Annotated in this window: 19 protein-coding genes; 8 read left to right on the top strand and 11 right to left on the bottom strand. The window is 37.7% G+C overall.

Going from position 1 to position 24,752, the window contains the following annotated elements; genetic code table 11:
• Window positions 1–13: 13 nt before the first annotated feature.
• Both HQN83_RS18495 and HQN83_RS18490 read right to left on the bottom strand, forming a co-directional pair.
• Window positions 14–3,475, bottom strand: coding sequence for a family 16 glycoside hydrolase (locus HQN83_RS18495; protein WP_173092132.1), 3,462 nt, complete (start codon window positions 3,473–3,475; stop codon window positions 14–16).
• Window positions 3,476–3,523: 48 nt separating this feature from the next.
• Window positions 3,524–4,804 (bottom strand): Gfo/Idh/MocA family oxidoreductase, encoded by a 1,281-nt coding sequence (locus tag HQN83_RS18490; RefSeq protein ID WP_173092130.1) that lies wholly within the window; start codon window positions 4,802–4,804, stop codon window positions 3,524–3,526.
• 323 nt (window positions 4,805–5,127) lie between these two features.
• Here HQN83_RS18490 and HQN83_RS18485 point away from each other — a divergent pair, with 323 nt between their 5' ends.
• Window positions 5,128–6,264, top strand: coding sequence for an ROK family protein (locus HQN83_RS18485; protein ID WP_217277427.1), 1,137 nt, complete (start codon window positions 5,128–5,130; stop codon window positions 6,262–6,264).
• 161 nt (window positions 6,265–6,425) lie between these two features.
• Here the strand turns inward: HQN83_RS18485 and HQN83_RS18480 are convergent, their stop codons facing one another.
• A complete protein-coding gene (locus HQN83_RS18480; protein ID WP_173092126.1) occupies window positions 6,426–8,789 on the bottom strand; it encodes an ABC transporter permease in 2,364 nt (787 codons plus the stop codon).
• Window positions 8,790–9,055: 266 nt separating this feature from the next.
• On the opposite strand from HQN83_RS18480, the gene HQN83_RS18475 reads away from it, so the two are divergent.
• Both HQN83_RS18475 and HQN83_RS18470 read left to right on the top strand, forming a co-directional pair.
• Window positions 9,056–10,003: a DnaJ C-terminal domain-containing protein gene (locus HQN83_RS18475; RefSeq protein WP_173092123.1), complete on the top strand. Its 948-nt coding sequence runs from the start codon at window positions 9,056–9,058 to the stop codon at window positions 10,001–10,003.
• A 47-nt stretch (window positions 10,004–10,050) separates the two neighbouring features.
• A complete protein-coding gene (locus HQN83_RS18470) occupies window positions 10,051–10,338 on the top strand; it encodes a chaperone modulator CbpM (protein WP_173092121.1) in 288 nt (95 codons plus the stop codon).
• A 207-nt stretch (window positions 10,339–10,545) separates the two neighbouring features.
• Here HQN83_RS18470 and purU read toward each other — a convergent pair whose 3' ends face one another.
• From purU to HQN83_RS18455, 3 genes are all read right to left on the bottom strand, one after another.
• Window positions 10,546–11,373, bottom strand: coding sequence for a formyltetrahydrofolate deformylase (purU, locus tag HQN83_RS18465; protein ID WP_173092119.1), 828 nt, complete (start codon window positions 11,371–11,373; stop codon window positions 10,546–10,548).
• A gap of 80 nt (window positions 11,374–11,453) precedes the next feature.
• Window positions 11,454–12,779: a hypothetical protein gene (locus tag HQN83_RS18460; protein WP_173092117.1), complete on the bottom strand. Its 1,326-nt coding sequence runs from the start codon at window positions 12,777–12,779 to the stop codon at window positions 11,454–11,456.
• Between the two features lie 5 nt (window positions 12,780–12,784).
• Entirely contained in the window at window positions 12,785–14,035 is a 1,251-nt protein-coding gene (locus HQN83_RS18455) for a hypothetical protein (protein WP_173092115.1), read from the bottom strand.
• Window positions 14,036–14,182: 147 nt separating this feature from the next.
• Between HQN83_RS18455 and HQN83_RS18450 the strand changes: the two genes are divergently transcribed.
• Complete coding sequence (locus tag HQN83_RS18450) at window positions 14,183–14,824, top strand: DUF47 domain-containing protein (protein WP_173092113.1); 642 nt, start codon at window positions 14,183–14,185, stop codon at window positions 14,822–14,824.
• Between the two features lie 198 nt (window positions 14,825–15,022).
• Here HQN83_RS18450 and HQN83_RS18445 read toward each other — a convergent pair whose 3' ends face one another.
• Together HQN83_RS18445 and HQN83_RS18440 are read right to left on the bottom strand one after the other, a co-directional pair.
• Window positions 15,023–16,195 (bottom strand): aldose epimerase family protein, encoded by a 1,173-nt coding sequence (locus HQN83_RS18445; protein ID WP_173092111.1) that lies wholly within the window; start codon window positions 16,193–16,195, stop codon window positions 15,023–15,025.
• A gap of 86 nt (window positions 16,196–16,281) precedes the next feature.
• The gene (locus HQN83_RS18440; protein WP_173092109.1) at window positions 16,282–17,175 is read right to left on the bottom strand and encodes an alpha/beta hydrolase family protein; all 894 of its coding nucleotides are present in this window, start codon (window positions 17,173–17,175) and stop codon (window positions 16,282–16,284) included.
• A 326-nt stretch (window positions 17,176–17,501) separates the two neighbouring features.
• On the opposite strand from HQN83_RS18440, the gene HQN83_RS18435 reads away from it, so the two are divergent.
• Together HQN83_RS18435 and HQN83_RS18430 are read left to right on the top strand one after the other, a co-directional pair.
• Window positions 17,502–19,028: a hypothetical protein gene (locus tag HQN83_RS18435; protein WP_173092107.1), complete on the top strand. Its 1,527-nt coding sequence runs from the start codon at window positions 17,502–17,504 to the stop codon at window positions 19,026–19,028.
• A 59-nt stretch (window positions 19,029–19,087) separates the two neighbouring features.
• On the top strand, window positions 19,088–20,470 hold the full coding sequence (locus HQN83_RS18430; protein ID WP_173092105.1) for a serine hydrolase: 1,383 nt from the start codon (window positions 19,088–19,090) through the stop codon (window positions 20,468–20,470).
• On the opposite strand, the gene HQN83_RS18425 is transcribed toward HQN83_RS18430, so the two are convergent.
• Window positions 20,465–21,049 (bottom strand): hypothetical protein, encoded by a 585-nt coding sequence (locus HQN83_RS18425; protein WP_173092103.1) that lies wholly within the window; start codon window positions 21,047–21,049, stop codon window positions 20,465–20,467. The two genes, HQN83_RS18430 and HQN83_RS18425, sit on opposite strands and share 6 nt — an antisense overlap.
• A 5-nt stretch (window positions 21,050–21,054) precedes the next feature.
• Window positions 21,055–21,471, bottom strand: a complete 417-nt coding sequence (locus HQN83_RS18420) for a T6SS amidase immunity protein Tai4 family protein (RefSeq protein WP_173092101.1) — start codon at window positions 21,469–21,471, stop codon at window positions 21,055–21,057.
• Window positions 21,472–21,812: 341 nt separating this feature from the next.
• On the opposite strand from HQN83_RS18420, the gene HQN83_RS18415 reads away from it, so the two are divergent.
• Together HQN83_RS18415 and HQN83_RS18410 are read left to right on the top strand one after the other, a co-directional pair.
• Window positions 21,813–22,442, top strand: a complete 630-nt coding sequence (locus HQN83_RS18415; protein ID WP_173092099.1) for a histidine phosphatase family protein — start codon at window positions 21,813–21,815, stop codon at window positions 22,440–22,442.
• Window positions 22,443–22,593: 151 nt separating this feature from the next.
• Complete coding sequence (locus HQN83_RS18410; RefSeq protein ID WP_173092097.1) at window positions 22,594–23,343, top strand: AAA family ATPase; 750 nt, start codon at window positions 22,594–22,596, stop codon at window positions 23,341–23,343.
• Between the two features lie 243 nt (window positions 23,344–23,586).
• Here HQN83_RS18410 and HQN83_RS18405 read toward each other — a convergent pair whose 3' ends face one another.
• On the bottom strand, window positions 23,587–24,705 hold the full coding sequence (locus tag HQN83_RS18405) for a TlpA disulfide reductase family protein (protein ID WP_173092094.1): 1,119 nt from the start codon (window positions 24,703–24,705) through the stop codon (window positions 23,587–23,589).
• Window positions 24,706–24,752 lie beyond the last annotated feature (47 nt).

Here is a 24,752-nt window from a genome sequence, read left to right as displayed (position 1 = left end):
AATAGTAATCCTACTATTTCTTAGCCGGAGCTTTTTTATCTGCAGGCGTTTTAACCGCAGCTTTTTTACTTAAATCTTTAATTCTAATGTTTCTGAATTCTACAGGAGAACCATGTCCTAAGAAACCAATATGACCACTGTCACGTAATAAACCTGGGTGTTTCTGTCCATCAGGAGCGCCATTTTTTCTAGCCTCAGTGATGTCACCATCAAGAATTACAGTACCATTAAGGATTACTTTAATTTTAGGACCGTTTACTACAACTTCTTCATAGTTCCATTCGCCAACTGGTTTAAGGAAACCTCTTTTTGCAGGAATAGTACCATATACTGAACCATGATATTGATATACATGAAGATCTTTGTAAATAGGAGCCTCATTATCTAAAATCTGAAGTTCCATACCTTCATAAGCAGCATCACCTTCTAAAGGTGCTCTGATACCTAATCCGTTGTTAGCACCTGGAGTTAACTTAAATTCAAAACGGTAGATAAAATCACTGAACTCTTCTTTAGTAAACAAGTTACCACCTGAACCTTTACCTGGTTTAGGACGAATAGCGATGTTACCATCCTCAATTGTATAATCAACAGTGTTACCAGTCCAGCTATGCATGTTTGTACCATCAAACAATACTTTATAACCGTCTTTTTTCTCTTGTGCACTTAACTCAAATGGTTTTGTGCGAGGAAGCTCTTTAATGTAAAGATCACGGTAAGCAACAGGCGAACCATGAGCTTGTAATTCAATTTGCTCCTCAGCAAAAATCGGAAGATTTCTATCCCAGTAGTTTTCAAGGATCACGTTGTCAGTTACCAACTCACCATTTAAATAAACAGTAACACGGTCACCTTTCATGATAATACGGAAAGTGTTCCACTCATCAAGCTTATTATCAGCAACTTTAAGAGGCTTACTTTCATTCGACTGGTTGTTATACAAACCACCAGAACCAACCTGAGCACCTACATTTGTACGGGCATTATCCCAGATTTGAACTTGAGGAGTACCGCGTAAATAAATACCGGCATCACCTTCACCTTTTTTATCATCAATGATTTTCCAGTCAACAAGCATTTCAAAATCACCATACTTCTTAACAGTAGCCAGGTTATTTCCATGACTCATAAACTGAAGCTCGCCATTAACCGGTTTCCAGCTCTCTTTTGCTTCAGCATCAGCTTTTTCCTGCTCAGCAGCAAGCGTTTTAGCATCCATTTTAGAACGCTTAATTGGATCAGCAACTAAACCTTTCCAACCAGTTAAATCAGTACCATTGTACATAGATACAAAACCTTCACCTGCTTTCATTTCAGAAATGTACTTACGCATTCCTTCTTTCTGATAGCCACTATCACCACCGGTAATTACTTGAATTGTTTTGTTTAATAAGCCTTTAACAATGTCGCCATTGTATGTACCGGCAAGTGTAATATTCATTACTGCATTTGCAGCAGCTTGTTGTAAAGCACTATCATCTAAATATTTACCAGCAAAAACAATTGCATTAAAACATTTAGCTTGTTCAACATCTTTTAAGATTTGTTGTTTTTGCTCATTAGTTTGAGCTACAACCATTGCATTGCGCAATAATAACAACTTCTGCTCTGCAGGATAAGCACCCTCTCTAACCGAGCGCAAGTAACCATTAATAGCAGTATTTAAAAACGCTGCATTTTTAGTTTCACGAGCAATAGCAATTAATTCAGGAGCAGCATCAGCATCAGTCCATGAAGACAAAGCATCTAATGCAGCTTTTTGAGTTTGCTCATTACCGGTAGCATAGGCGTCAGTAACAGCTTTTAAAGCTTTGTCACCGCCTAAACTTGCAAGTACTTTGTAGTAAAGCAATTTCTTACCTTCAGCTGCCGAAGCCATTTCTTGTAATACTGCCTCAACCTGCTGAGTGTTATCACCAGAACCACTTACAGCGGCAATAATAGCTTCCTGTACAGCAGTTTCCTGAGCACCAGAGCTTTCATTAAGTAAAGTAAACAACTGAGGCAAGTTGTCTTTAACAACAACATGGCTTAAAGCAGCATAAGCAGCTTGTTGTACTTCAGGGTTTTTACTTTTCAATTGAGTATAAACAGCACTTAACTGTCCGTTTGCAGCACGAGAAGCAAGAAGTTTAATTAAAGCAACCTGCACATTAGGTTTTGCAGAAGGAATAGCTGCAGCAAGCTGTTCAGTTATTCCAGTTCCTTTCATTCTATGAATTGCATCCGAAACAGCAGTAACATTAGCAGTATCACCTTTAGCAGTTAACTTCAATAAATCACCAAGAACCTGCTCCTGACCAATATTAACCGCAGCATTTATAGCCGCCAACTTAACATTCTTATCTTTATTGCTAAGCAATTTAAGTACAGCAGGTAAAGCTTCTTTAGCGCCAGTCTGACCAAGCATACCTAAAATACCAGCTTTAGCATCATCATTAACGGCACCTAATTTTTTAACCCATAATCCTGTTGAAGCAGAGGTTACATAAGGAACAGCAAATTTCAGTGCAGCAGCACGATATTCAGCATTTTTATCACCAGCAGCATCTAAAAGAATTTGTTGGTTATTGTCTTTATTAGCATCAACCAATACTTTTAAAGCACCTGTACGTACACCAACCAATTCGTTAGTGCTTGTTTTAGCTATAATATTTTTAGCAATCTTTTCAGCAAGTTCTTTATTGCCATTTTTAACCAATTGCTCTGCGTAGATTAAGTAAACCGCAGCAGCGTTAGTATTTTCATATTTAAAACCGCTTTTATCAGCAGCAGCAGCAAATACGTTTTCCGACGAAGGATCTGCAATGTAAGCAAGTGCATATAATGCTACTTTAGCAACATTAACATCACCACTAGCAGCTAAAGCATTAATAGGCTGAGCTGCTTCTTTTAAACGAGCATCGCCTAACGACTCAATAATTGAAAGTTGAGCAGCACCTTTTGCCTGAGCCAAACCGCTTAATAAAGCAGCTTTTGAAGCTGGAGTATTGATTTTAACCAATGCTCTCGCAGCTGGATCAGCCAATTGATCATCAGTTAAATAACCTTGCAGACAAGAAACTGCATCATCTTTACCTACCAGATCAAACTGGCTAATGATGAATGATTTGTTTTGCTTGTCAGTCAATTTCTGTAAAGCTTTGCAATAAGCACTAACGCTCATTTTTCTCCACTCCTCTTTTCCGTTCTGGGTAATATAAGCAGAGAATCCACCAACAGTGTATTCAATTAATGAATTATTGCCTTTACCAGGAGCCACAAGCCCGCTGATCAAAGTCACATAGCCTTCTTCTCCAAGATTAGCAATGTCATTTACGTTATTTGTTAATAGTCCGGCATCATTTGCAGGCATCTGCGCCAATAAATCGGCAATGCGAGTGGTTATGGTGCGTTCGTCTTTTTTTGCCTGTGCGTTTGCCGCGTCTTGCAGCATTACAACCGCCAACAGGATAAAGAATATCTTTTTTATCATTATGATATATGTAAAGGTTAATCTGAATTATTTAAAAGCTTTGTTTAATTAAATAGTGAAAGGTGCACGCATTACAGGATTAATTAATCTGTTAGCTCCTTCATCATCAATAAACTCTTGTTTTACCGGATCAAATTTTAATGAACGGCCAAGTCTCAAAGCAATTAATCCGATGTTAACGATATTACATGAACGATGTCCGTTTTCTTCATTTAATGCAAACTTCTGTCTGGTCTTAACAGACTCAACAAAGTCAGTCATTTGAGGAGTTGGATCAGGGAAAGCAGCAAGCTTTCTTTCCAAATCAGGAATATCCGATTTAAAGCCAGGGTATAATTTACCTTTTGGTCCTTCGATATAAGGTACGTTAGTATCCTTTCCTTCACCATCTAAAATGATCTGACAACCATCAGCATATGTATAAGTAATCCTTCTCCAAGTTCCAACTGCATCAGTGTGCTGTTGTGGAGCATCAATTTCAACAGAAACCGGACTGGTATCATCTTTACCTAAAAAGTATTGGATCGGGTCAATATAATGTTGTCCCATATCACTTAAACCACCACCATCATAATCCCAGTATCCACGGAAAGTTTGGTGAACTCTATGTGCGTTATATGGTTTATAAGGTGCAGGGCCTAACCATCTGTCATAATCCAATTCAGGAGGTACCGGTTGAGGCTCCAAATTGTCTTTACCTACCCAGTAAAACTTCCAATCATAACCAGTATGTTTACCTACAGTAACCTTTAAAGGCCAGCCTAACAAACCACTGTCAACCAATTTCTTAATCGGTTTAACTGTAGTTCCCATTCCATAAAAAGTATCTTTAAATCGGAACCAGGTGTTTAAACGGAACATACGGCCATGCTTTTGTACAGCCTCCATTACGCGTTTACCTTCGCCAATAGTGTGAGTCATCGGTTTTTCACACCAAACATCTTTACCTGCATTTGCAGCATCAACCGACATAATACCATGCCAGTGAGGAGGTGTTGCAATATGCACAATATCAACTTCAGGAAGTTTAATCAGTTCACGATAATCGTTAAATGTTTTAACTCCTTTATCCAACATAGATGTTGCAAGATCAAGATGTCTTTTATCAACATCACAAACAGCAACTACCTGAGTGCCGTCATAAGCAAAATGGCCACGTCCCATCGATCCAACGCCTATTACAGCCTTGGTCAGCTTGTCACTTGGTGCTATAAATCCTGTTCCTCCAAGTACGTATCTTGGAACGATGGTGAATGCGGCCAGTCCTACCGCAGATTTTTTAATAAAATCTCTTCTGGTGTTTTGTTCTTGTGGTTCTTTAGGTTTCATATAAGTGGTTGTATTAAGATTCATCCAACAATACCTGTAATGGCATCACTAAATTGAATACTTGCAATGATAATATTAGGGAGAAATTGTTAAAAACGCAAAACATTGTTTAATTATTTACGTATTAAAAATACTTTTATGATTTTTTAACATAAGTTCTCTATATTTAACGAAATAGAGTAATTAAAGCCATGGATCTTCATCTATTAAATAACATAACCAAATCAACACGCGACAAACAACTGGTTTCTAAATACCAACTAGTTAAACATCTTTTTAATCTAGGTCCATGTTCAGTTTCTAGCTTATGTCATACCATGAACATGAGTTCACCCAGTGTTTTAAAACTCATCACTAACTTAATTGACGAAGAGTGGATAGAAAAGAAGGGTTATGGAATATCAATGGGTGGCCGAAAACCGGATTTATATGGTTTAAGGGATAAAAAGATTCTGATCATCTGTATTGATATACAATTGTTCCATACCAAAATAGCGGTTATGGATAACAACTATAACTATATAGTTGATGCCAAAACAATCGCTCTGCCAATCTCAAAAAGCAGCAGATCAGATTTCTTTAGTATCTTAAACACACATGTGCAGGATATCCTTCAGGCTAATCAAATTAGCACCAACCAGTTAATCGGCTGTAGTGTGGGTATGCCAGGCCTAATTGATTCCGAAAAGGGCAAAAGCTATAGTTATTTCTTAAGCGATCTTGAAAACACCTCTTTAACCGAAGCATTTGAAAAAATGCTGAAACTACCTGTCGTGATACAGAATGATGTAAATGGATCATCAATGGCAGAGTTTACCCATGGAATGGCAAAAGGCAAACAAAATGCTTTGATATTGCTAATGGACTGGGGTGTTGGACTAGGCATTATAATGGATGGCAAATTACGAAAAGGTGCCTGTGGTTTTTCAGGAGAACTAGGCCATATACCCTTTGTAGAAAATGGCGCATTGTGTTATTGTGGCAAACATGGTTGTTTGGAAACTGTTGCCTCGGGCAATGCTTTATCAGAAATGGCAAAGGAAGGTATCCTATCAGGCAAAAACTCTATGCTCAACAAACTCTCTAATGAGGAACTGCAAAGAATTGAACCTCCGGTTATTATTGATGCCGCAAATAAAGGCGATCAATATGCCATCCAGTTGTTATCTAACATTGGCACCTATATGGGAAAAGGGATCGCTGTGTTAATTCAGCTCTTTAATCCCGAACTCATTATTTTAAGCGGAAAAGTAGCCGAAGCAAAGCAATACATCACCTTACCGATGCAACAGGCTATCAATACCTATTGTATGACACAAATCAGAGAGAAAACAATGATTGTATCTTCTGAGCTTGGCGAAAACTCTAGGCTGCTGGGCTACGCTACAACAGGTATTGATCATTTTTTAGATGCCAGCCTTAAGAAAGCAGGAAGGTCAAAATCAAGGGTTCACGTTTAGTTCAAGGACTCACTTTTAGTAATGATGATATAAACTCATCGTCATCCTGAATTTATTTCAGGACCCCTCAAGAGAAAGTCTGACCAGCAAGTGCGAGGTCCTGAAATAAATTCAGGATGACGAGCCTATCTGCTATCCATATTTAATGACGAGCCTATCTGTTACTCATATTTAATTGCATTAATTGGATTCGCTGATGCAGCCCTTATGGCCTGATAGCTTACCGTTATATAAGCAATAGTTAAAATCACAGCCGATGAGCAAAGCATCATAAACCCACTGATTTCAACATGAAAATCAAATTTAGAAAGCCAGGTACTCATCAATATATAACTAATCGGAAGACCAATACCAATAGCAATCAGTACCATTTTAATAAAATCCCAACTTAACAATGCCACTATATTTATATGACTTGCGCCAAGCACCTTCCTTATACCAATCTCCTTAGTTCGCAACTCTGCACTATAGGCCGATAACCCAAGCAGTCCCAAACATGAAATAAAAATAGACAGCCCACCAAACAAGTTAGAAAGAATAGACAACACCCTCTCCCGTTCAAACTTCTCCTGATATAAACTATCCACAAACTTCAACTCTACAGGATAAACAGGATTCATCTCTTTCGTAATCTTACTAATAATAGCTAAAGCCTCATTCGTTGTCTTTTCCGTATTCAATCTCATGGTTATTACGCTTGGAATCGAAGAAACCCATCCAATAACCATCGGCATTTCCTTTTTACTTGGATCAGCCCATATAATATCATCAAACACACCAATTACAGACCTTTTCATCCCCATATAAAGCACCTTCTTCCCTATCGGATTCTCTAGATTCATCTCCTTTACGGCACTCTTATTTAATAGAACCGCCGTACTATCCGATGCAATATCTTTACTAAAATCACGCCCCATTACCATCTTTATCCCAGTAGTATTGCTAAAGTCATACGTAGTAATAATCTGATTAAACTCAACCGCTTTACCCGTCGGCAACATGCCATCCCACTCCAGCCCACTTGTATAAGAATTTTGTGTAGAGATGCTGGCAGTCGTTTTACACATCGCACTTATTGCCCCCGATTGTAACAAACGACTTTTAAGCACTTCATATTTCTGAAAAATCATTCCTTCTATAGGCATTTCAACCAACGAAGCGCTATTATAACCTACAGGCCTATCTTTTATAAACTGAAGCTGCTTATAAATTATTACCGTACCCGTAATTAAAAGAACAGCAAAAGTAAACTGAACCACAACTAAAACCCTTCTTAATATAACAGAAGAAAAATCTTGCTTTACAAGACCTTTTAATGTGCTAACAGGATCAAATGACGACAGAAAAAATGCAGGATAACTACCCGATAAAATCGCTGTAATAAATACTACAACAGCAACATAACACCAGTTCAACGTACCAAGAGTCGATAAAGTCAGCTTAGTATGCAAGAGATTATTAAACAAAGGCAAACTTAGCTCAATAATCACTATCGAAATCACAAAACTAACCAATACCATTAACACCGCTTCAAGCAGAAATTGCTGTATCAATGAAACCCTACTGGCACCAATAGTTTTCTTAATTCCCACTTCTTTAGCTCTTTTACCGGCCCTTGCAGTAGCAAGATTCATAAAATTAATACAGGCAATCAATAAAATCGCCACCGCAAGACCTATAAATATTCGCACTTGCTCAATCTTACCGCCTACAGGTTTCCCATTCACAAAATCACCGTATAAATTACTTTTAAGCAATGGATAAATAAAAAGCCCGGTAATAGCCTTATCATTATGCTTGTTTAAAAACCCCTCAATGCTGTTGTTAAAATCATCAATCTTTATACCCGGTTTTAAACTAAGCAAAGTCAAGAAAGCAAAATTATTCCACTGCGGGTCTTTAGGAAAAATCCCCTGGTTCTCATTTAAGGAAACCAGACTTTCAAATCGATAGTCCATGTTTTCCGGTAAATCATCTACTATCCCTGTTACCGTTAAATTGGCGAAATTCATAAACTTAACCGATTTCCGAAAAGCAGAACCCTCCGGAAATAACCTTTCTGCAGTACGCTTAGTAAGGATAATAGAATTAGGTTGCTCAAAAGCTGTTTCAGCACTACCCTTTATAAAATTGTAGCTCAATAACTTAAGGATATCCGGCTGGGCCAACCTGTTATCAACTTTTACACTTGTATTGCCATTAACCAACAAAGTTGGAGTTGGCCAGGTAATCATTGAAACAGCCTTAACACCCGGAACTTCAGCTTTCATAGCCTCAGCAAGCACATTAGGAGTAACATCACTAGTACTTACCACCTTATGCGCATAATCCAGATTATTGATCTTTACCTCAAATATGTTCTCTGCATCTTTATATTGAGTGTTAAACTTCCACTCATTTGCTACATAAAGCAGTAATATCAGAGATGAAGCTAAACCAACAGCCAATCCACCAAGGTTAATTAATGTAAATCCTTTATTTTTCCAAAGGTTCCTCCAGGCAATTTTGAAACTAAGCTTTTCCATTCCAACCAATATACTAAGCCAATGCCAAACTTAAGCAAGCTCATTTAAAGAAGAATAAAGCAAATTATTGATTTGCCGATGTACGGTATTGAACATTTGGTGTTCAATACCGTACGAGGTCACCCAACAGATATGCTACCTCATCCCCACCCTTAACTTCCCTATAAGTACACACATAGCACATTAAATAACTATCAAAAAAAACTAAATAACTAAAACAAAATCAACAATTAGTATCTTAGGATAAATGACAAACTAGTTTAATTATGGCATTTATAGATTACTACAAAACCCTTGGACTCGACAAAAGTGCTACTCAGGATGAGATTAAAAAGGCCTACAGAAAACTGGCCAGAAAATACCATCCTGATTTAAACCCCAATGATAAAGATGCCAATAAGCTATTTCAGCAAATTAATGAGGCTAACGAAGCATTAAGCGATCCTGAAAAGCGTAAGAAATACGATGAATATGGGGAGCACTGGAAAAATGCAGATCAGTTTGAACAGGCAAAACAATCGCAACAACAAAGCCGAAACGCGTATTCAGGAGCTGGTCAACAAGGTGGAGGTTTCAATGGTGCCGATTTTAACAGCGATGATTTTGGCTCTGGCGGTGGTTTTACCGGTGGTAGCGACTATTCCGATTTCTTTGAATCCCTATTTGGAAATACCGGAGGACAATCAAGACGAGGAAGTCGCAAATTTAAAGGGCACGACTATCAGGCCGAAATTAACATATCGCTTCGCGATGCCTATAATACACACAAGCAAACACTATCAGTAAATGGCAAAAACATAAGAATAACCATTCCTGCAGGTATTGCCAATGGACAAATCATCAAACTACCAGGTCAGGGTGCACCGGGTACCAACGGCGGACCTAATGGCGATTTATACATCACCTTCAACATTAGCGATGACCCTCATTTTAAAAGACTCAATGACGATCTGTATACCCATACTGAAATAGATTTGTATACAGCCGTACTTGGTGGCGAAGCAACAATTACAACATTAGATAGCAAAGTGAAACTAAAAGTAGCTCCCGGAACTCAAAATGGCACTAAAGTAAGACTAAAAGGCAAAGGTTTCCCCGTTTATAAAAAAGACGGTGAATTTGGAAACCTCTTTGTAACGTATACTGTTAAAATACCTACAGATCTTACCGAGAAACAGAAGGAACTTTTTAATGAACTAAAAAACATAGGCTAAAGCTAATCTCTAAAATTGCCAAAGCAATTCCCTAAAACTAATTAACTATGGAAACAGAATTAATAACCATAACAGAATATTGCTTCAAATATGATATCGAACCTTCATTTATTATATCACTTGAAGACTCCGGAATCATTTCATTAACAATTGTTAATTCAGAGAAATACATTCATATCCAACAGTTTGGTGAACTGGATAGGTATATCCATCTGCATTACGATTTACAAATCAATATAGAAGGTATAGATGCGATAAGGCACCTGCTCCAAAAAGTAGATCATATGCAACATGAAATCCAGGAACTTAAGAGCCAATTACATCTGCATCAGTAATGAACTCCATCATTTTAAATCTCCACGTCATCCTGAATTTATTTCAGGCCCCCTCACCTGTCTGGCCGATTTTCTCTTGCGAGGTCCTGAAATAAATTCAGGATGACGAATGCCCAATCTACGCGACGAACGCCTAATCTGCGCGACGAATGCCAAATCTGCATGACGATCTCCAAATTCACTTACTTAGGAAATCAACATATAACGTTAATTATCAAAAACCACGGTTTTGTTCTTATAAACAAACACCCTATCGCTTAACACAAGCCTCATTGCTTTTGCCAAAACAGCGGTTTCAATCTCCTTGCCAGATTTTACCATATCAGCGGCGGTAAACGAATGGTTCACCGGAATAATCTGCTGCGCTATTATCGGCCCCTCGTCCAAATCATTGGTAACAAAGTGTGCTGTAGCACCAATCAGCTTCACCCCTCTTTCAAAAGCTTGCCTATACGGATTTGCACCTGCAAATGCAGGTAAAAACGAATGATGAATATTAATGATCCTATCTGCAAAACTAGCGACAAAGCGAGGCGAAAGAATCCTCATAAACTTAGCCAGAATCACATAATCAGGACTATAACTATTGATTTTATCAATCATTTCCTGCTCCGGATCACCACTAACATCAGTATATGAAATCAAAGAAAAAGGAATATCAAAACGATCGCAAATCTTTTGCAGGATATCATGATTACCTATAACACCCACAACGGTGGCGCCCAAAGTACCAAAGTTATTGCGCACTAAAATATCGGCAAGGCAGTGATACTCTTTGGTAACCAACACCACTATCCTCTTTTCAGAAACAGGATTAACATGAATAAGTGCGCCTTCAGGTAAAATCCGACGCATACTTTCAGTAAGTACACCTTCATCAGAATAACCATCAACATCCAGGCGCATAAAAAACATACTTTCGGCCTTATCTACGTGTTCCCTCATGGAAACGATATTGAGTTTTGCTTCAGATAATATCTGCGAAATATCGGCAACCAGCCCAATCTGATCCTTACACTGTATTATTATTATCATCGATTGTTAAAATAGGAAAGCAAGATAATAATATTTATCACAAGCAAAACATGCAGAACAGCCAAAACTAGTAGAACAACTTAAAACATCTTCCTAAATGCAATCAACGGACAGGACACAGTGGTAAGATACAGCGGATTTTGTCTGTAATCTAACTTATCAAAACACTCATAAGGTGCCGAAAACAAGCCCTGTTTCCTGTAATCATTCGCTTTCAAATCTGCAATAAAATCATTGGCCAGATTCAATGCCGATTGCTTATCAACTTGGCTAATCGCATAACAAACCCAACCAGTGGGCGTACCCCAATAGGCTCCATTCTGATAAACATATATTTGAGCCATAGATATTTCCCAGGCAGTGCGCTCATTAAAGTCATCAGTTGTAAGGATATGGCGGATATTGCCTTTATAACTCAGAGTCCCTGCTTTATAAGCAGCAGTCAGAAAACCACAGGCCTTTTCCAAATCCTTCCCTTCCAACACCCCAAAATAAACGGCCAAAGCAGTTGCCCACACATCAGGTTGATTGCTTTTACCTGTCGAGGCAAGCAACATCCCCCTACTGTCCATAAAAATACCTGGCAAGCCTTTCTTTATTACAGCGGCAACTTCCGTATACTGACCAGCATCCTTAGCCCCGATTAGCTGTAGCAATTCTGCCAGTTCATTTGCAGCACGATACTTCAAAATAGAAGCAAAACTCAGCTTACCGGTAATCTTAATTGCATCCCTAAAGCCAAAATCAACTCCTCTAATGGCCTGAGTTGCATACACCATACGACTATCTTTATCCTCTGGAGGTACATTAAATGCAGCTTTTAACCTATCAATCAGCCGAGTTCCGTTTATTTCCTTTTGCAATATTTTCTTATCGCCCGTGCTTTTAACATAGTAATAAGCCATATGAACAAAAAAGAACTGATCACAATAAGGCGGAAGCGTTCCCCACTCCGCTGCACCCTGATCTTCATAGCTATATGTACCTGGAAAATAAATAGGCTTGCTATCATCAATCCTGATATGGTCGGCAATAGCACCAAAAGGCACAAAACTACCTCCTTTGGTAATCCACGACTGGTCGCATTGTGTTGATGCAGTCAACCGCAGCATATGCTCCTGTTCCTTTTTGGAGATGAACCCAGTTTCAAGTGACATCGCATAGTCCCTAATCCAAAAAGACGGATAAGCATCTCTGCCACCGGGTCTAATCAACATCCCACCTGTGTTATTGGCACCAAACTCTTTCGAGATAAACTGTTCCGGATAAATACGCGAAGCCTCAAGAACATCCTTGGTCATGCCTTCCAGAAAAGAGAGATCCTCTTGAGGAATAAGTGACTTCTTTTGCGAATAAGCAGCAAAAACAACCAGCTGACAAACAATCAATACTTTAATAAATCTCATTGTTTTCAAACCTCTAATGTTTCTTTAGATCTAAAGTACTTTGAATCAGCAAGGTATTTCAATATAGATTCCGGGTCTTTATCTTTTACTTCATTTACCGAAAACTCCTGTAAATGAGCCAAGTCCAATAAAGAACCACAACCTGCTTTAATAAACAAGTCCTTTAACTGCTCATTCTTATCAACATGATACGAATTAAAGGTCGACAGCTTATCAATCTCTAAATACATCTTATCTGCTTTTTGCAGTCCGGCAAGCTTTTCAAGCTTCATACCTTCGGGAGTGCCATTATTAGTCAGGAATAAAAAAGTATGAATAATCAATCTGTTTCCATGCAATTCAACCTGTAAGTAACCCAGCTTTTTATCAGGCAAACAAAACTCAACCAAACTTCTATTCTTATCTTTATAATGCTTAATCTCAGGCTCTGTAAATATCAAAAATGTTTTATAATGCATTAAACCGGGCACCATATCTAACCTTTCCTGCATCCTATCTAAAGCATGTTTTTGTATATAAATATCCAGGGGAACATCCAAACCAGCAACATCAAACCCAAGTGCCGAGGGCTTAACTTTAGGATACTCCCAATCTGGCACAAGCCAACCCAAACGGAACATTGAGCGACTATTATCGTTAATAACTATCGATGTTTTATCCGTTTTAAACTCATCCAAATAAATATCATTGTGTTTACTACTGATATTAAAGCAAGCAGTCTCACTAATATCTGCAGTAAGTACACTCTTGTTTAAATCACTTAAAAACACGTTCACATCCTGCACCATAATCCCCAACATTTCCTGTAGACTTAAATAACCCTCTGAATCAGGAAGATAATCTTTAAACTCCTCTTTAAGTAGCGCGGCATTAGGGAAATAATTAGCAGGAACTACATGAAGAAAGTTAATTAACACCAATCCTTCCGAAAGTAGCAAACTAAGCAGTATCCGCTCACCATTGGTTATAGTAATGTATTGATCTTCCAGAAATGCATTAAGCAATTTATTTGCCTTTACAACGGTAGATTTCGAGATATCAGAACCTGGATTTGCCTTTATTTTCAATGCCGGATATCTGGAAGTATACATTTGGGCAAGTATTCGCTCAGGTATCTTTTCAAAATATCCTTGTCCAACAAGGGCATTACAAAGTGTTTCAATACGCTCCACAAATCTTTTTTGATGCATTAATGCCTGTTTAACCGCATCAGGATTTGCAGTACTGCTCCCCCTTTTTTTCTTCTGCTTACTCATGAGTTAATTGCGCTAATCTATTTCTACTAAAATATGTAAGAATTTGTTATAAATGGTAATTTTTAAAAGTAAAACACTGTTAAATAGGCACTAAACTTTATAGTAGCTTAACATTGCAATGATATTTTTGTTAAAAGCAAAAATGCCATGAATTCAGTATTCAATTTTTTTAGCCCTAAAGACAAAACATTTCAACCCTTGTTTGAGCAGGCAAGCACCAACCTAGTACTAATCGCCGAAACGCTATTGGTTGCCGTAAACACTCCCGATCAGGAAAAAAGAAAGCAACATATTAAGGAAGTTGAACGACTGGAACAAGTAGGTGATGATATTACACATATCATATTTCTGGGTCTGAGCAAAACATTTATTACTCCTTTTGATCGTGAAGACATACATGCACTGGTAAGTGCTTTAGATGATATTGCCGATTACATCTATGCCTCGGCCATGAACATGGATTTGTTCAACATCAAGATCATCACAAAGCCAATGAAAGAACTGGCGGCTTTACTAGTAGATATGTGCAAGGACTTGAACACTGCAATTCTAGAACTTAGAAACTTTAAAAACACGAAATTAATTGCAGAGATCTGTCTTAAAATAAACAAAGGTGAAAGTACCGCAGATCATATATGTAACACAGCGTTAGCTACGCTATTTGATGATGAATTTGATGCAATTGAGTTGATTAAACAGAAAGAGGTACTGCAAACTATGGAGATCGCTTCTGATAAATGTGATGATGTAGCGAATGTATTGGAGAGTATACTGATTAAGAACGCTTAGTAGTTTTATAACACATAGTTTATAACACTCGGCTTATAACACTCAGCTTATAACACTCGTCATCCTGAATTTATTTCAGGATCCCTCACCTGCTATTAAAAACAAGCTAGTGCGAGGTCCTGAAATAAATTCAGGATGACGAGTGTTAATGACTAGTGTTAATGACTAGTGCTAATGACTAGTGTGTTAACCAACAAACTACTTACTAAACTTGTAAATAGAAGTAGTCTTATAAACCTGTCCCGGGTTCAAAACCGTGCTAGGAAATGCCGGCTGATTCGGAGAATCAGGGAAATGCTGAGTTTCCAAAGCAATTGCCGTTCTGAAATCATCCTTTGCACCGCCTTTAAATACATTTTTACTTTGCATAAAATTACCGCTGTAAAACTGCAAACCTGGCTCCTGAGTATAAATATCCATTACAATACCCGATTTATCACCTTTTACAGTAGCAGCATGAGTCATGCCTAAAGCTTTAGTACCATTCAATACAAAGTTATGATCGTAACCTTTACCCGCTTTTAACTGATCATTTGCCTCTTCAATACGTTTACCAATAGTAGTTGCAGTAGTAAAATCAAATGGAGTACCTTTTACAGTTACGTTTTTACCCAAAGGGATCAACGTAGTATCAACAGGAGTATAAAGATCTGCAAACACCTGAAGATCATGATTTAAAATATTACCACTACCCTCACCATTCAAATTAAAGAAAGCATGATTAGTTAAGTTAACCACAGTTTTTTTATCAGTAGTAGCTTCATAATCCATTTTCAACTCATTCTCATCATTCAAACTGTAAGTTACCTTTACTTTCAAATTTCCAGGATAACCCTCTTCCATATCTTTCGACAAATAAGTAAGCACCAACGTTTGCGAATCAGGCATTGCTGCATCCCAAACTACTGCCTGAAACCCTTTTTTACCACCATGTAACGTATTCTGACCATTGTTAGTAGCCAAAGTATACGGTTTGCCATCAAGGCTGAATTTACCTTTTGCAATCCTGTTACCATAACGGCCAATTGTAGCACCAAAATAAGGCTCCGTAGAATTCACAAAACCATCAACACTATCAAAACCCACTACTACATCTACCAGCTTGCCATCTTTATCCGGCACTAGTAGGCTCACCAATCTGCCACCGTAATTGGTAAAGGCAGCCTGCATGTTGTTTTTGTTTTTTAGCACATATAGATTAGTCTTTTTACCATCAATTTCTTTCTGAAATTTAGTACTATCCAAATGAACAGCAGCAGTGGTAACACTATCAGTTACCGTTGCCGATAAATTAACTTTTTTTGGTTCATTACATGCCGTAATTGCAAGTAAAAGCATTGCAGCTAAGCCTGGTTTTAATGTTTGCTTCATTTAATATTTGGTTTAATTAGATTGTGTTATATTAGTTTTATAAGCCTAAATTAATGTATTATTTCAAAAGCGTCCCCATAGCCACGTTATTTTTCAATTAATTCTACCCAAATAATAGTCTTAATCCATTTAATAGCAATGCTAATAGGTTCTTGTGATTTCGGGATCGCAGTATTATGTGCCAATTCTGGAAACAATCTGTACTCGTAGGCCTTACCCTGTGCTTTAAGCACATTGAGATTCTCTATCGATAAGAGGACTGGAATTTGCACATCTTTACCACCAAAAAGCCACAGTCCACGAACAGAGAGTGCAATGAGGGCATCGCGAGGATCAGTATCGGTAAATTGATACCGATCAGGGTCGTTGCGCGTGTGTTCACGTGCCTCAGCCTCAGTATGCGTTTCCCAAAAGTTGGATTTTCCTTCTGTATAAAACTGAAATCGCAACTGTTCTAGAGTTGTAACAACCGGTCCACTAAACAGCACCATAAAGTTCACATTACTATTATTCTTCGCAGCCAAAGGAATTACCCAGCCTGCCTGACTAAACCCCATTAAGCCCAACGGCCCATGATTAGCCGGCATATGAGCTAACAGTGCATTAACCGCAGCACTTGCATCTAAGCCCAATAAGTTTAGATTTAAAGAATCAATATTATTGGTTCCAACTTCCGGTCCAGCATAAACCCCACCCGATTTACCCACTCCACGTTTGTCATATGTTAATACCGCTATGCCGTTTCTCGCCAAAAGCGAAGCTACACCCACCATCCTTTTTTCCTGACCAGAGCCATGTACCAAGACTAGCGCCGCATAGGTGACCTTAGGTTTAAAGATTGTGCCTGCCAGAGTAACTCCGACACTTTTGAAGCTAACATCCTCCATTGTGAAATCAGATCGATAAGTAGAATCAGGTGCAGTTTGTCCAAACAAGCTAACACTAAGGCAGCAGAAAAGAAGAAATAAATAGGGTTTCATTATTGTTAATTTAGAGTATTATTCTTTAGTTATTTAAAAATTAAACAATAGTACCCTAGCTAAAGCTCTGATTCAGATAAATGTGACGGAGTGGGCAAAAAATGTGACGAAAGACGATTCATTGAACGCAAAATTTTATACTATCTTAGTTAACCGAATATAAGCATGAAACCAAACTGTATTAACTTATCCTGTCCATTATGATAATAAACGGGCAAACTAGGATCATATTTTTTCGCATTACAATCATGGTGGCTATATTGTTTAGCCTAAATGTAGTGGACTCAAAATCCCAGGTCCAGCCATCCGCGAAAATTAATAAAGTATTGAAGAATATATACGATCGTCCTACGCCGGCAAAATTTGCACTAGATGCTTACAAATTTGATGGTTATGGTAAAAAGATTAGTGTATTTGGTACAAATCATGGAATCAGGAATCCAGCGGATACGATGTTTACTAAGATAGAACTGGAATTCGACAGAATTTCACCACAAGTTGTTTTTGTGGAGGCTATAACATCTTATTTGCACCCGACAAGTGAAGAGAACATTGCGATGGGGGCTGATAGTGGCTTTCTACGTTATCTAGCATATAAAAATGGAGTTGAAGCTTATGTATGGGACTTGGATTGGGGAGAAATGTATAATCTCTTACGCAGGGAATTTTCCAGAGAAGATCTTTATCTATTTTTCCATTGTGTGAAGCTGCGTGATTTGGTGTCTTCGCTTGATTCTCCCTTAGATATTTTAATAAGTAGTAAATCAAGGGAGTTGTCGGTCATGGGAATACCTTTGTCTCAGGAGGAATGGAATCCGGAACACTTCAAATCAATCTTTAAAAGGCGCTTTAATTTGGAGTATAGTACTAATCTTAGCCAGCAAGACTGGGCCCCGGTGGATAAGGACTTCGAAAATGGTACACTGGCAAAACTTAAGTTGAAATTTTTCCAGCTTAGAGATCAACGTTTGCTAAGGACCATTGGGAATTTTGCTAAAAAAAATGATAGAATTTTCATACAAGCAGGAGCCATGCATAAGGAGGTGATGAAACAAGTTCTTCCGCTGTACATGGAATCCTTCAATGAGTTTAAACCGAAAAAACAAATTACACAAATTGAATCCCTTAAAGAGGATTCTTTGGACCACCCCTACTATCGCAAGATAAAGGTTGGAAATAAAGAACTATTACTATGGTCATCTTCAACCGCAGAGATCTCTGAGAATGACCAATTATCTAAAGACTTACTAGCTTTCAAGCCATCCATTATCCTTATTGAAGACTTTCCTGAGCATTATGCTACAAAACAGGGAAATATAAAATTAGCTGGCGAACCCGGCCTGATTAGATATCTAGGGGCTAAGAATGATCTACCTGTATATAACTGGGCTACGCAGACAAGTAATAGCCTTTATTCGCTGTTGCCGAAATATAAAAGAGAAGATGTCTGCTCAGCGATAACATTTCACTATGTGTTAAAATATGAACAGATGTTCAAGAACTTTGCAAACTATAATGACTTTTGGAATATAATGAGTGCCAGACTTCTATGCTCAAATACAATGTTTACGTATTATGAAGCATCCATAGGTCGTTTTAGTGAATACGCTGCAGGCTACGGAATAATTTCGGGAACAAAACCTCATGAAATAAACATAGATTTTGATAAGTTGAGGACAGCATTAAAAAGCCCGAACTTAATATCTATAAACAACGATCTAGAGCTCCTGAAGGCTAATGAGCTGTTGAATAGCATTGTTAGAAGTCTGGAAGATAACGATCGTATTTTCGTACATGCACCATATAAGTACATAAAATCACTGGAGAATTCAATTCCTTCTATTGTAAATTAGATAACTATCAATGAGTTAAACATTATATTTAACTTACCATATGAACCTAAACCTTTTAGATGAAACGCTACTTTTTAACGCTACTTTTCCTGACCTATACCTTATTTCCTGCTATAGCACAACCTGCAAACACTCCTGAACTATCAGCCAAGCTTGATAGCTTCTTAAATAATGCAAATCGTTTTTCACAGTTTAATGGCAGTGTCCTTGTCAGCTATAAAGGAAAAATCATCCTAAATAAGGGTTACGGCTTTAAAGATTTCGCTACCAACTCAATGAACGATCAGTATACCATTTTTCGTATCGGTTCAATAACCAAGACTTTTACTGCAACCCTAATTCTGATGCTGGAAGAACAAGGAAAACTATCCCTACAGGACAAACTTTCTAAATATTTTCCGGATTTTCCTTCAGGTGAAAAGCTAACCATACAACACCTACTGAACCACTCTTCCGGTTTGTATGATTACGCCAGTAATATGGATAGGGCTGACTCGGCGATAACCGATCATCCGGTAGCTAAAGATAAAATTCTAGCCCAATTTATAGATCAGCCGCTGGCATTTACACCCGGGAGCAAATACCATTATACCAATTCCGGATATTATTTACTAGGCTTAATTACAGAAAAAGTTACAGGTAAACCTTGGGAACAAGCCATACGAGAAAATATTTTAAATCCGCTACAAATGACACATAGCGGATTTGATTTCCGTGCCTTAAAGAGTAAAGACAAACCTATAGGATACCAGATTTTCAATGAAATTGAACAAATGCCCGACGTGGTATGGGATTCAACTGTCACCTATGCTGCCGGTGGCTTATATACCACCAGCGCAGACATGCTAGCATGGGCAAAAGCAGTTACAGAACAAAAATTACTAAGTAAAGTGGGCTGGAGAAAGGCATTTACTGTACAGATAGGCAAATATGGTAATGGGTGGGATGTGGATTCACTTTCTGGGGTCAGATTTGTAGGCCACAATGGCGGCTTTCCCGGATTCTCTGCACATCTGCTGATCTTTCCAGAAGACGACCTACAAGTTATCGTTCTCAGCAACGTTTCTGATAACACCTATGTAACCCCCATCAGTAAAGCACTTGCCTCAATGGTGCTGAAAAAACCAATACCTGGTGGTTTAGCTATAATACCCAAAAACTTCAATTTACCACAGAAGGCATTGGAAACCTTTGCCGGGAACTACCAATTCGACAAGAAACATCAAGCACAAGTATTTTTAACCAACGGAAAACTGTTCATCAAGGCCGATTCCAACCAACTTCCTGTTACCCGTATATTACCATTAAGCAATAATACATTTTTCTTGAGCAGCGTTTTTATCACGATTGGGTTGAATTTTGAAAAAGATAAAGCAGGGAAAGTAACCAATATGATTATGACCAAAGATGGCAACTCTTTCAACTGGAAGCGACAATTATAATTTCTCAGGAAAACCATCATTCAAGTAATAAAACAATCCAACGATCGCTTTATATTCCCTGAACTCCTGACTGTCGCGCTCTTCAATCAAACTGGTACTCTGAAAACGATAGCCCCTGATCTGGTCATTCGATTTAACCAAAATAACATAAGGGATTAAAATATGCGGCCTATGGGTTTGAGACTGGTCTGGCAAGATAAAAACATTGTGCTTTACTAACCCAAAAAATACGGAATCCAGCTTTTTGTGCTTTATCTGGCTAATGTTCACAGGGAATGTGGCATCAACAGGGTCATTAATGGCCCTATATTTTCGGGAATAATAAGTAGCCGTCAATTGGTTGTCTTTATAAATCAGACTTGTCATCGATCTCAAATTCGAATGCTTTCCACTAGCATATAGCCTAATCTCAATATCAGCTTTTGAATTATTGAGATCAGGGACAGAAAGAGAGGTATCCAACCCCTTAAAAGAAATCAAATTTAAATTATCAGGTAAAGCCCATTTGGTAATGGTTGGCTGGGCATAGGTTGTGAGGTAACACATCCCTATTAAAAAACTTAAAAATAATCTCTTCATATACATTACTCATTTATTGGCGCAAATAACTCCGATTTTCTGGGAATTTTCAAAATCTTAGTAATCTCTCTTTTCAATTCCTTACTCTCATAATATTCAATACAACTCATTAAAATAGGCTTGCGTCCTTCATAGTCAGCAACCTGAGTTGGAGTAATTGAATTCAGCATTTTCATTGCTAATGAATCAAGTTTACGGGAGTGGTTGGTTGAGTCAAACTCATTACCAGCAGCATAATATACAGCGAGACTAATGTCTTGAGAAAAGACCTTTTCCTCACCAAATGCAAAATAGATGCATCTAGCCAGAAAATACTGTCGATAAACCTCTCCCATTTCCTTTTGTGAAGGCACTTTCTGCGAGTAAGCATTGCTTAAGAAAAAAGAAATCAAAATTAAAATGACACAAGCTTTTACTTTCATATTTTAGATAAGTATAAGGCTATAAGTTCCGGTTTGTACGAGAGCTTCAGCATATGTAAGATAACAATTTGTTTTTACTTTACGTCAGCAGCTTCTACCACAACAATTTGTCCTGTTGAAACAACAATAATAGCCTAAAGACATAAATTTATTTAACACTATACCAACACATTAGCCGATTACACAGCGATTCAAAAAAAAACTAAGCGAATTCATTTATATAATTTAGTATTTTCATTTAGCTGTTCGATGTTTATCAGCATAATGTCTGACAACATCCACAATCTTAATCTTCCTTGATATTTTCAAGGTGATAAAAAGACCAAATAATAAAGTTAATAATGAAAGAAGTATGGTTTATCAGACATGGAGAAAGCGAAGCAAATGCTGGCTTCATCGCAACTGAACCTAGTACAATTCCTTTAACGGCAAGGGGACATGAACAAGCCCTTGAATTGGCCGATTCCCTTAGTTACAAACCTGAACTAATTATCACCTCATCTTACCTACGTACCCAACAAACTGCAAAACCTTTATTAGATAAGTTTCCTGAATTAACTGTTGCAACCTGGCCTTTTCATGATTTTAATCTGCTTTCTCCAAAGTACTGTGCCGGCACCACTGCTGAACAGCGAAAACCATTGGTTACAGATTTTTGGAACAGATGCGACATCCATTATCACCATGGAGAGGGCGCAGAAACATTTTTTGATTTTAAGGCTCGAATTATTGAAGGAATTAAGCAATTACAACAATGCGAGCAAGACTTTATTTTGGTATTTACCAATAGTCATGTGATACGTACCGTATGGCAATACTTCATCAAAAGAGAAGAGACCATCGATAGTCAATGCATGCGCCATTTCAGAGATACTATGTCAATGTTGCAAATTTCTGATGCGGAAATTTGTAAATGCATCTACCTCAGAGATAGATGGACAGCTATTGATCCAATTTTTGAGCCTAGATAGTAGTCTATTATTGGCTACCAACGGGTCGGTAAATAAACACCTACCACCCTACTAGCATCCTTTAATGACACAATCATCTTCTGGAAATACAATGGCATTTTAATAAGGATGAGCGTAAAAATCTTATAATTGCAGAAACTATTAAAGAACTATGGATTTTAACGGATATATTAACACGGTTCAATTAGATCTTCCTGAGGATATCACTACAGATTACCCTTTTAATATTCCAACCATACAGAATTTAAAAAAAATAACCTTTCATCCAAAGGTGACCTATTTAATTGGCGAAAATGGGATGGGTAAGTCGACCTTACTAGAAGCAATAGCGGTTAATTTAGGATTTAATGCCGAAGGTGGTAGTAGAAATTTTAACTTCGACACACAGGCTACACACTCTAACTTACATAACTATTTAAAAATCTCTAAGGGTGTACAGAGGATGCGAGACGGTTTCTTTTTAAGGAGTGAGAGCTTTTATAACCTGGCATCTGAGATAGATTCGAGAGATTCAGAACCAGGGCTAGGAGGACGAATCATCAATTCTTATGGGGGCAAGTCTTTACATGAGCAATCTCATGGAGAGTCGTTCTGGGCACTATTCATGAATCGGTTTGGAGGCTCAGGGCTATATATTTTAGATGAACCTGAGTCTGCATTATCAATCACTCGCCAGATGGCGATGTTAGCACAAATGGACAAATTAGTTAACAAGCGTTCTCAATTCATTATTACCACACACTCACCGATTATATTAGCCTATCCTGACGCTATAATTTATCAGATGACACCTGAAGGAATCAATAAAGTGAAATATAAAGAGACCGATACTTATCAATTGTACAAGGGATTTCTAGATAATCCTGAGCAAATGACATCGATCTTATTAGATGAACAGTAAACTACCAATTACAGATTGTTTTTAAACACTCTGCTAATGCGTTCGTAATGCCGCCGAAGGGCGGTATCTCACACTAGTAAGGTTTTCTTTCTCTTGCGAGGTCCTGAAATAAATTCAGGATGACGATCGCTTAAACAATTGTCATTATCACTTTTTCGCATTATTTCCAATGCTATGGCTTCATAATGAAATGTTTACGAATTAAGGACAGTGAATGCAGGATGGCGATGAGCAAAAACTACACTAATCATTAACCACTTTCTTAATGTAGCTTTCAATACGACTGATACCCGTATCAGATTCGTCGGAATTGTAAACGATCATTCCTTTTTTGTCAACCACCAAGCATGTTGGAATCGCATACACACCAAAAGATTTTGAGATTTTACTTAAACTAGGCTTCAACTTTTCAGATACATTTATCCAAGTGAGTTTATTTTTTGAAACATGCTCTTTCCATCGAACTACGTTGTCGTCGTCATTAAAATAAACAACCTTTAAACCCTTCCCTTTATAGGTTTGGTATAGTTTCTTCAGTTTCGGCAATTGCTTCTGACAAGGTCCGCACCAAGTAGCAGAAAAAACAATTACATAGGGCTGGCCTTTTAAAGAACTGTTACTAAACAGCTTATTGTTTATGTCTGGCACTTTAAATGTCCGGACATCCATCCCTGCGCCAGCCGCAATTTTATTATTTATAAGACTTGTTTCTTCGTCATAGAGTTGTTTTCCCAATGGAGAATTTCTAAGGTCATCACTAAACTTTGCTAAAGTTGCCAGATTAACTTTGGCGGAACTAGGCAAAGCATCTGTTCGACTGAGAAAATATAAAAAGAGCAGACTACCATAATCATTTGGATAAGCTTCCAATCGTTTTATTTGATCTCCCTTTATTTGGTCATGAAGTTCCATTGGTATTTGTATATAGCCACTTCCCCCAATAGATTTGCGATAACGAGCGGTAGCCTCAACAAAAACATCACCTAATTCTTTATAAATAATACCTCCTTTTGCATCAGAATTTAATGTTAAAAACTTAAACTCTCCATCTGGTACTTCCAGACTTATGTTATTTTTGCCAGAATCAAGCACAAAATTGTTTTGTATATCTTTTCCTTTGTATGAAACTATTAAATCCGCAAAATTGCTAGGCTGTTTTACCTGCCCGGTAATGGTAGCGCTACCATTTACAATCTGAAAAGAATCTTTTCCTAAGGGAATGAAATCTTTATTATTGAAAACATTAAGGTAACCTTTTGCGTCAGATAAGGTTTTAGTATTAATTACAAGAGTAAATTTGTATTGACTAAAAGCAGAGAGGTAACACGCTCCTATCAAAAAGCTTAGAATTAATATCTTCATATTATTAATTTTCTTTTAATAAAGATAAAGAAAAGTTAATCCATTTA

The sequence above is a fragment of the Pedobacter foliorum genome (genome assembly GCF_013266735.1).
GTDB lineage: Bacteria > Bacteroidota > Bacteroidia > Sphingobacteriales > Sphingobacteriaceae > Pedobacter > Pedobacter foliorum.
The sequence above is the reverse complement of the archived record's forward strand: the minus strand, read 5'-3'. Positions and strand labels throughout refer to the sequence as shown.

What these genes read in the sequence shown, in the direction of transcription:
- HQN83_RS18495 (WP_173092132.1), bottom strand. Translation starts at nt 3,475, where the DNA reads ATGATAAAAAAGATATTCTTTATCCTGTTGGCGGTTGTAATGCTGCAA.
- HQN83_RS18490 (WP_173092130.1), bottom strand. Translation starts at nt 4,804, where the DNA reads ATGAAACCTAAAGAACCACAAGAACAAAACACCAGAAGAGATTTTATT.
- HQN83_RS18485 (WP_217277427.1), top strand. Translation starts at nt 5,128, where the DNA reads ATGAGTTCACCCAGTGTTTTAAAACTCATCACTAACTTAATTGACGAA.
- HQN83_RS18480 (WP_173092126.1), bottom strand. Translation starts at nt 8,789, where the DNA reads ATGGAAAAGCTTAGTTTCAAAATTGCCTGGAGGAACCTTTGGAAAAAT.
- HQN83_RS18475 (WP_173092123.1), top strand. Translation starts at nt 9,056, where the DNA reads ATGGCATTTATAGATTACTACAAAACCCTTGGACTCGACAAAAGTGCT.
- HQN83_RS18470 (WP_173092121.1), top strand. Translation starts at nt 10,051, where the DNA reads ATGGAAACAGAATTAATAACCATAACAGAATATTGCTTCAAATATGAT.
- purU (WP_173092119.1), bottom strand. Translation starts at nt 11,373, where the DNA reads ATGATAATAATAATACAGTGTAAGGATCAGATTGGGCTGGTTGCCGAT.
- HQN83_RS18460 (WP_173092117.1), bottom strand. Translation starts at nt 12,779, where the DNA reads ATGAGATTTATTAAAGTATTGATTGTTTGTCAGCTGGTTGTTTTTGCT.
- HQN83_RS18455 (WP_173092115.1), bottom strand. Translation starts at nt 14,035, where the DNA reads ATGAGTAAGCAGAAGAAAAAAAGGGGGAGCAGTACTGCAAATCCTGAT.
- HQN83_RS18450 (WP_173092113.1), top strand. Translation starts at nt 14,183, where the DNA reads ATGAATTCAGTATTCAATTTTTTTAGCCCTAAAGACAAAACATTTCAA.
- HQN83_RS18445 (WP_173092111.1), bottom strand. Translation starts at nt 16,195, where the DNA reads ATGAAGCAAACATTAAAACCAGGCTTAGCTGCAATGCTTTTACTTGCA.
- HQN83_RS18440 (WP_173092109.1), bottom strand. Translation starts at nt 17,175, where the DNA reads ATGAAACCCTATTTATTTCTTCTTTTCTGCTGCCTTAGTGTTAGCTTG.
- HQN83_RS18430 (WP_173092105.1), top strand. Translation starts at nt 19,088, where the DNA reads ATGAAACGCTACTTTTTAACGCTACTTTTCCTGACCTATACCTTATTT.
- HQN83_RS18425 (WP_173092103.1), bottom strand. Translation starts at nt 21,049, where the DNA reads ATGAAGAGATTATTTTTAAGTTTTTTAATAGGGATGTGTTACCTCACA.
- HQN83_RS18420 (WP_173092101.1), bottom strand. Translation starts at nt 21,471, where the DNA reads ATGAAAGTAAAAGCTTGTGTCATTTTAATTTTGATTTCTTTTTTCTTA.
- HQN83_RS18415 (WP_173092099.1), top strand. Translation starts at nt 21,813, where the DNA reads ATGAAAGAAGTATGGTTTATCAGACATGGAGAAAGCGAAGCAAATGCT.
- HQN83_RS18410 (WP_173092097.1), top strand. Translation starts at nt 22,594, where the DNA reads ATGGATTTTAACGGATATATTAACACGGTTCAATTAGATCTTCCTGAG.
- HQN83_RS18405 (WP_173092094.1), bottom strand. Translation starts at nt 24,705, where the DNA reads ATGAAGATATTAATTCTAAGCTTTTTGATAGGAGCGTGTTACCTCTCT.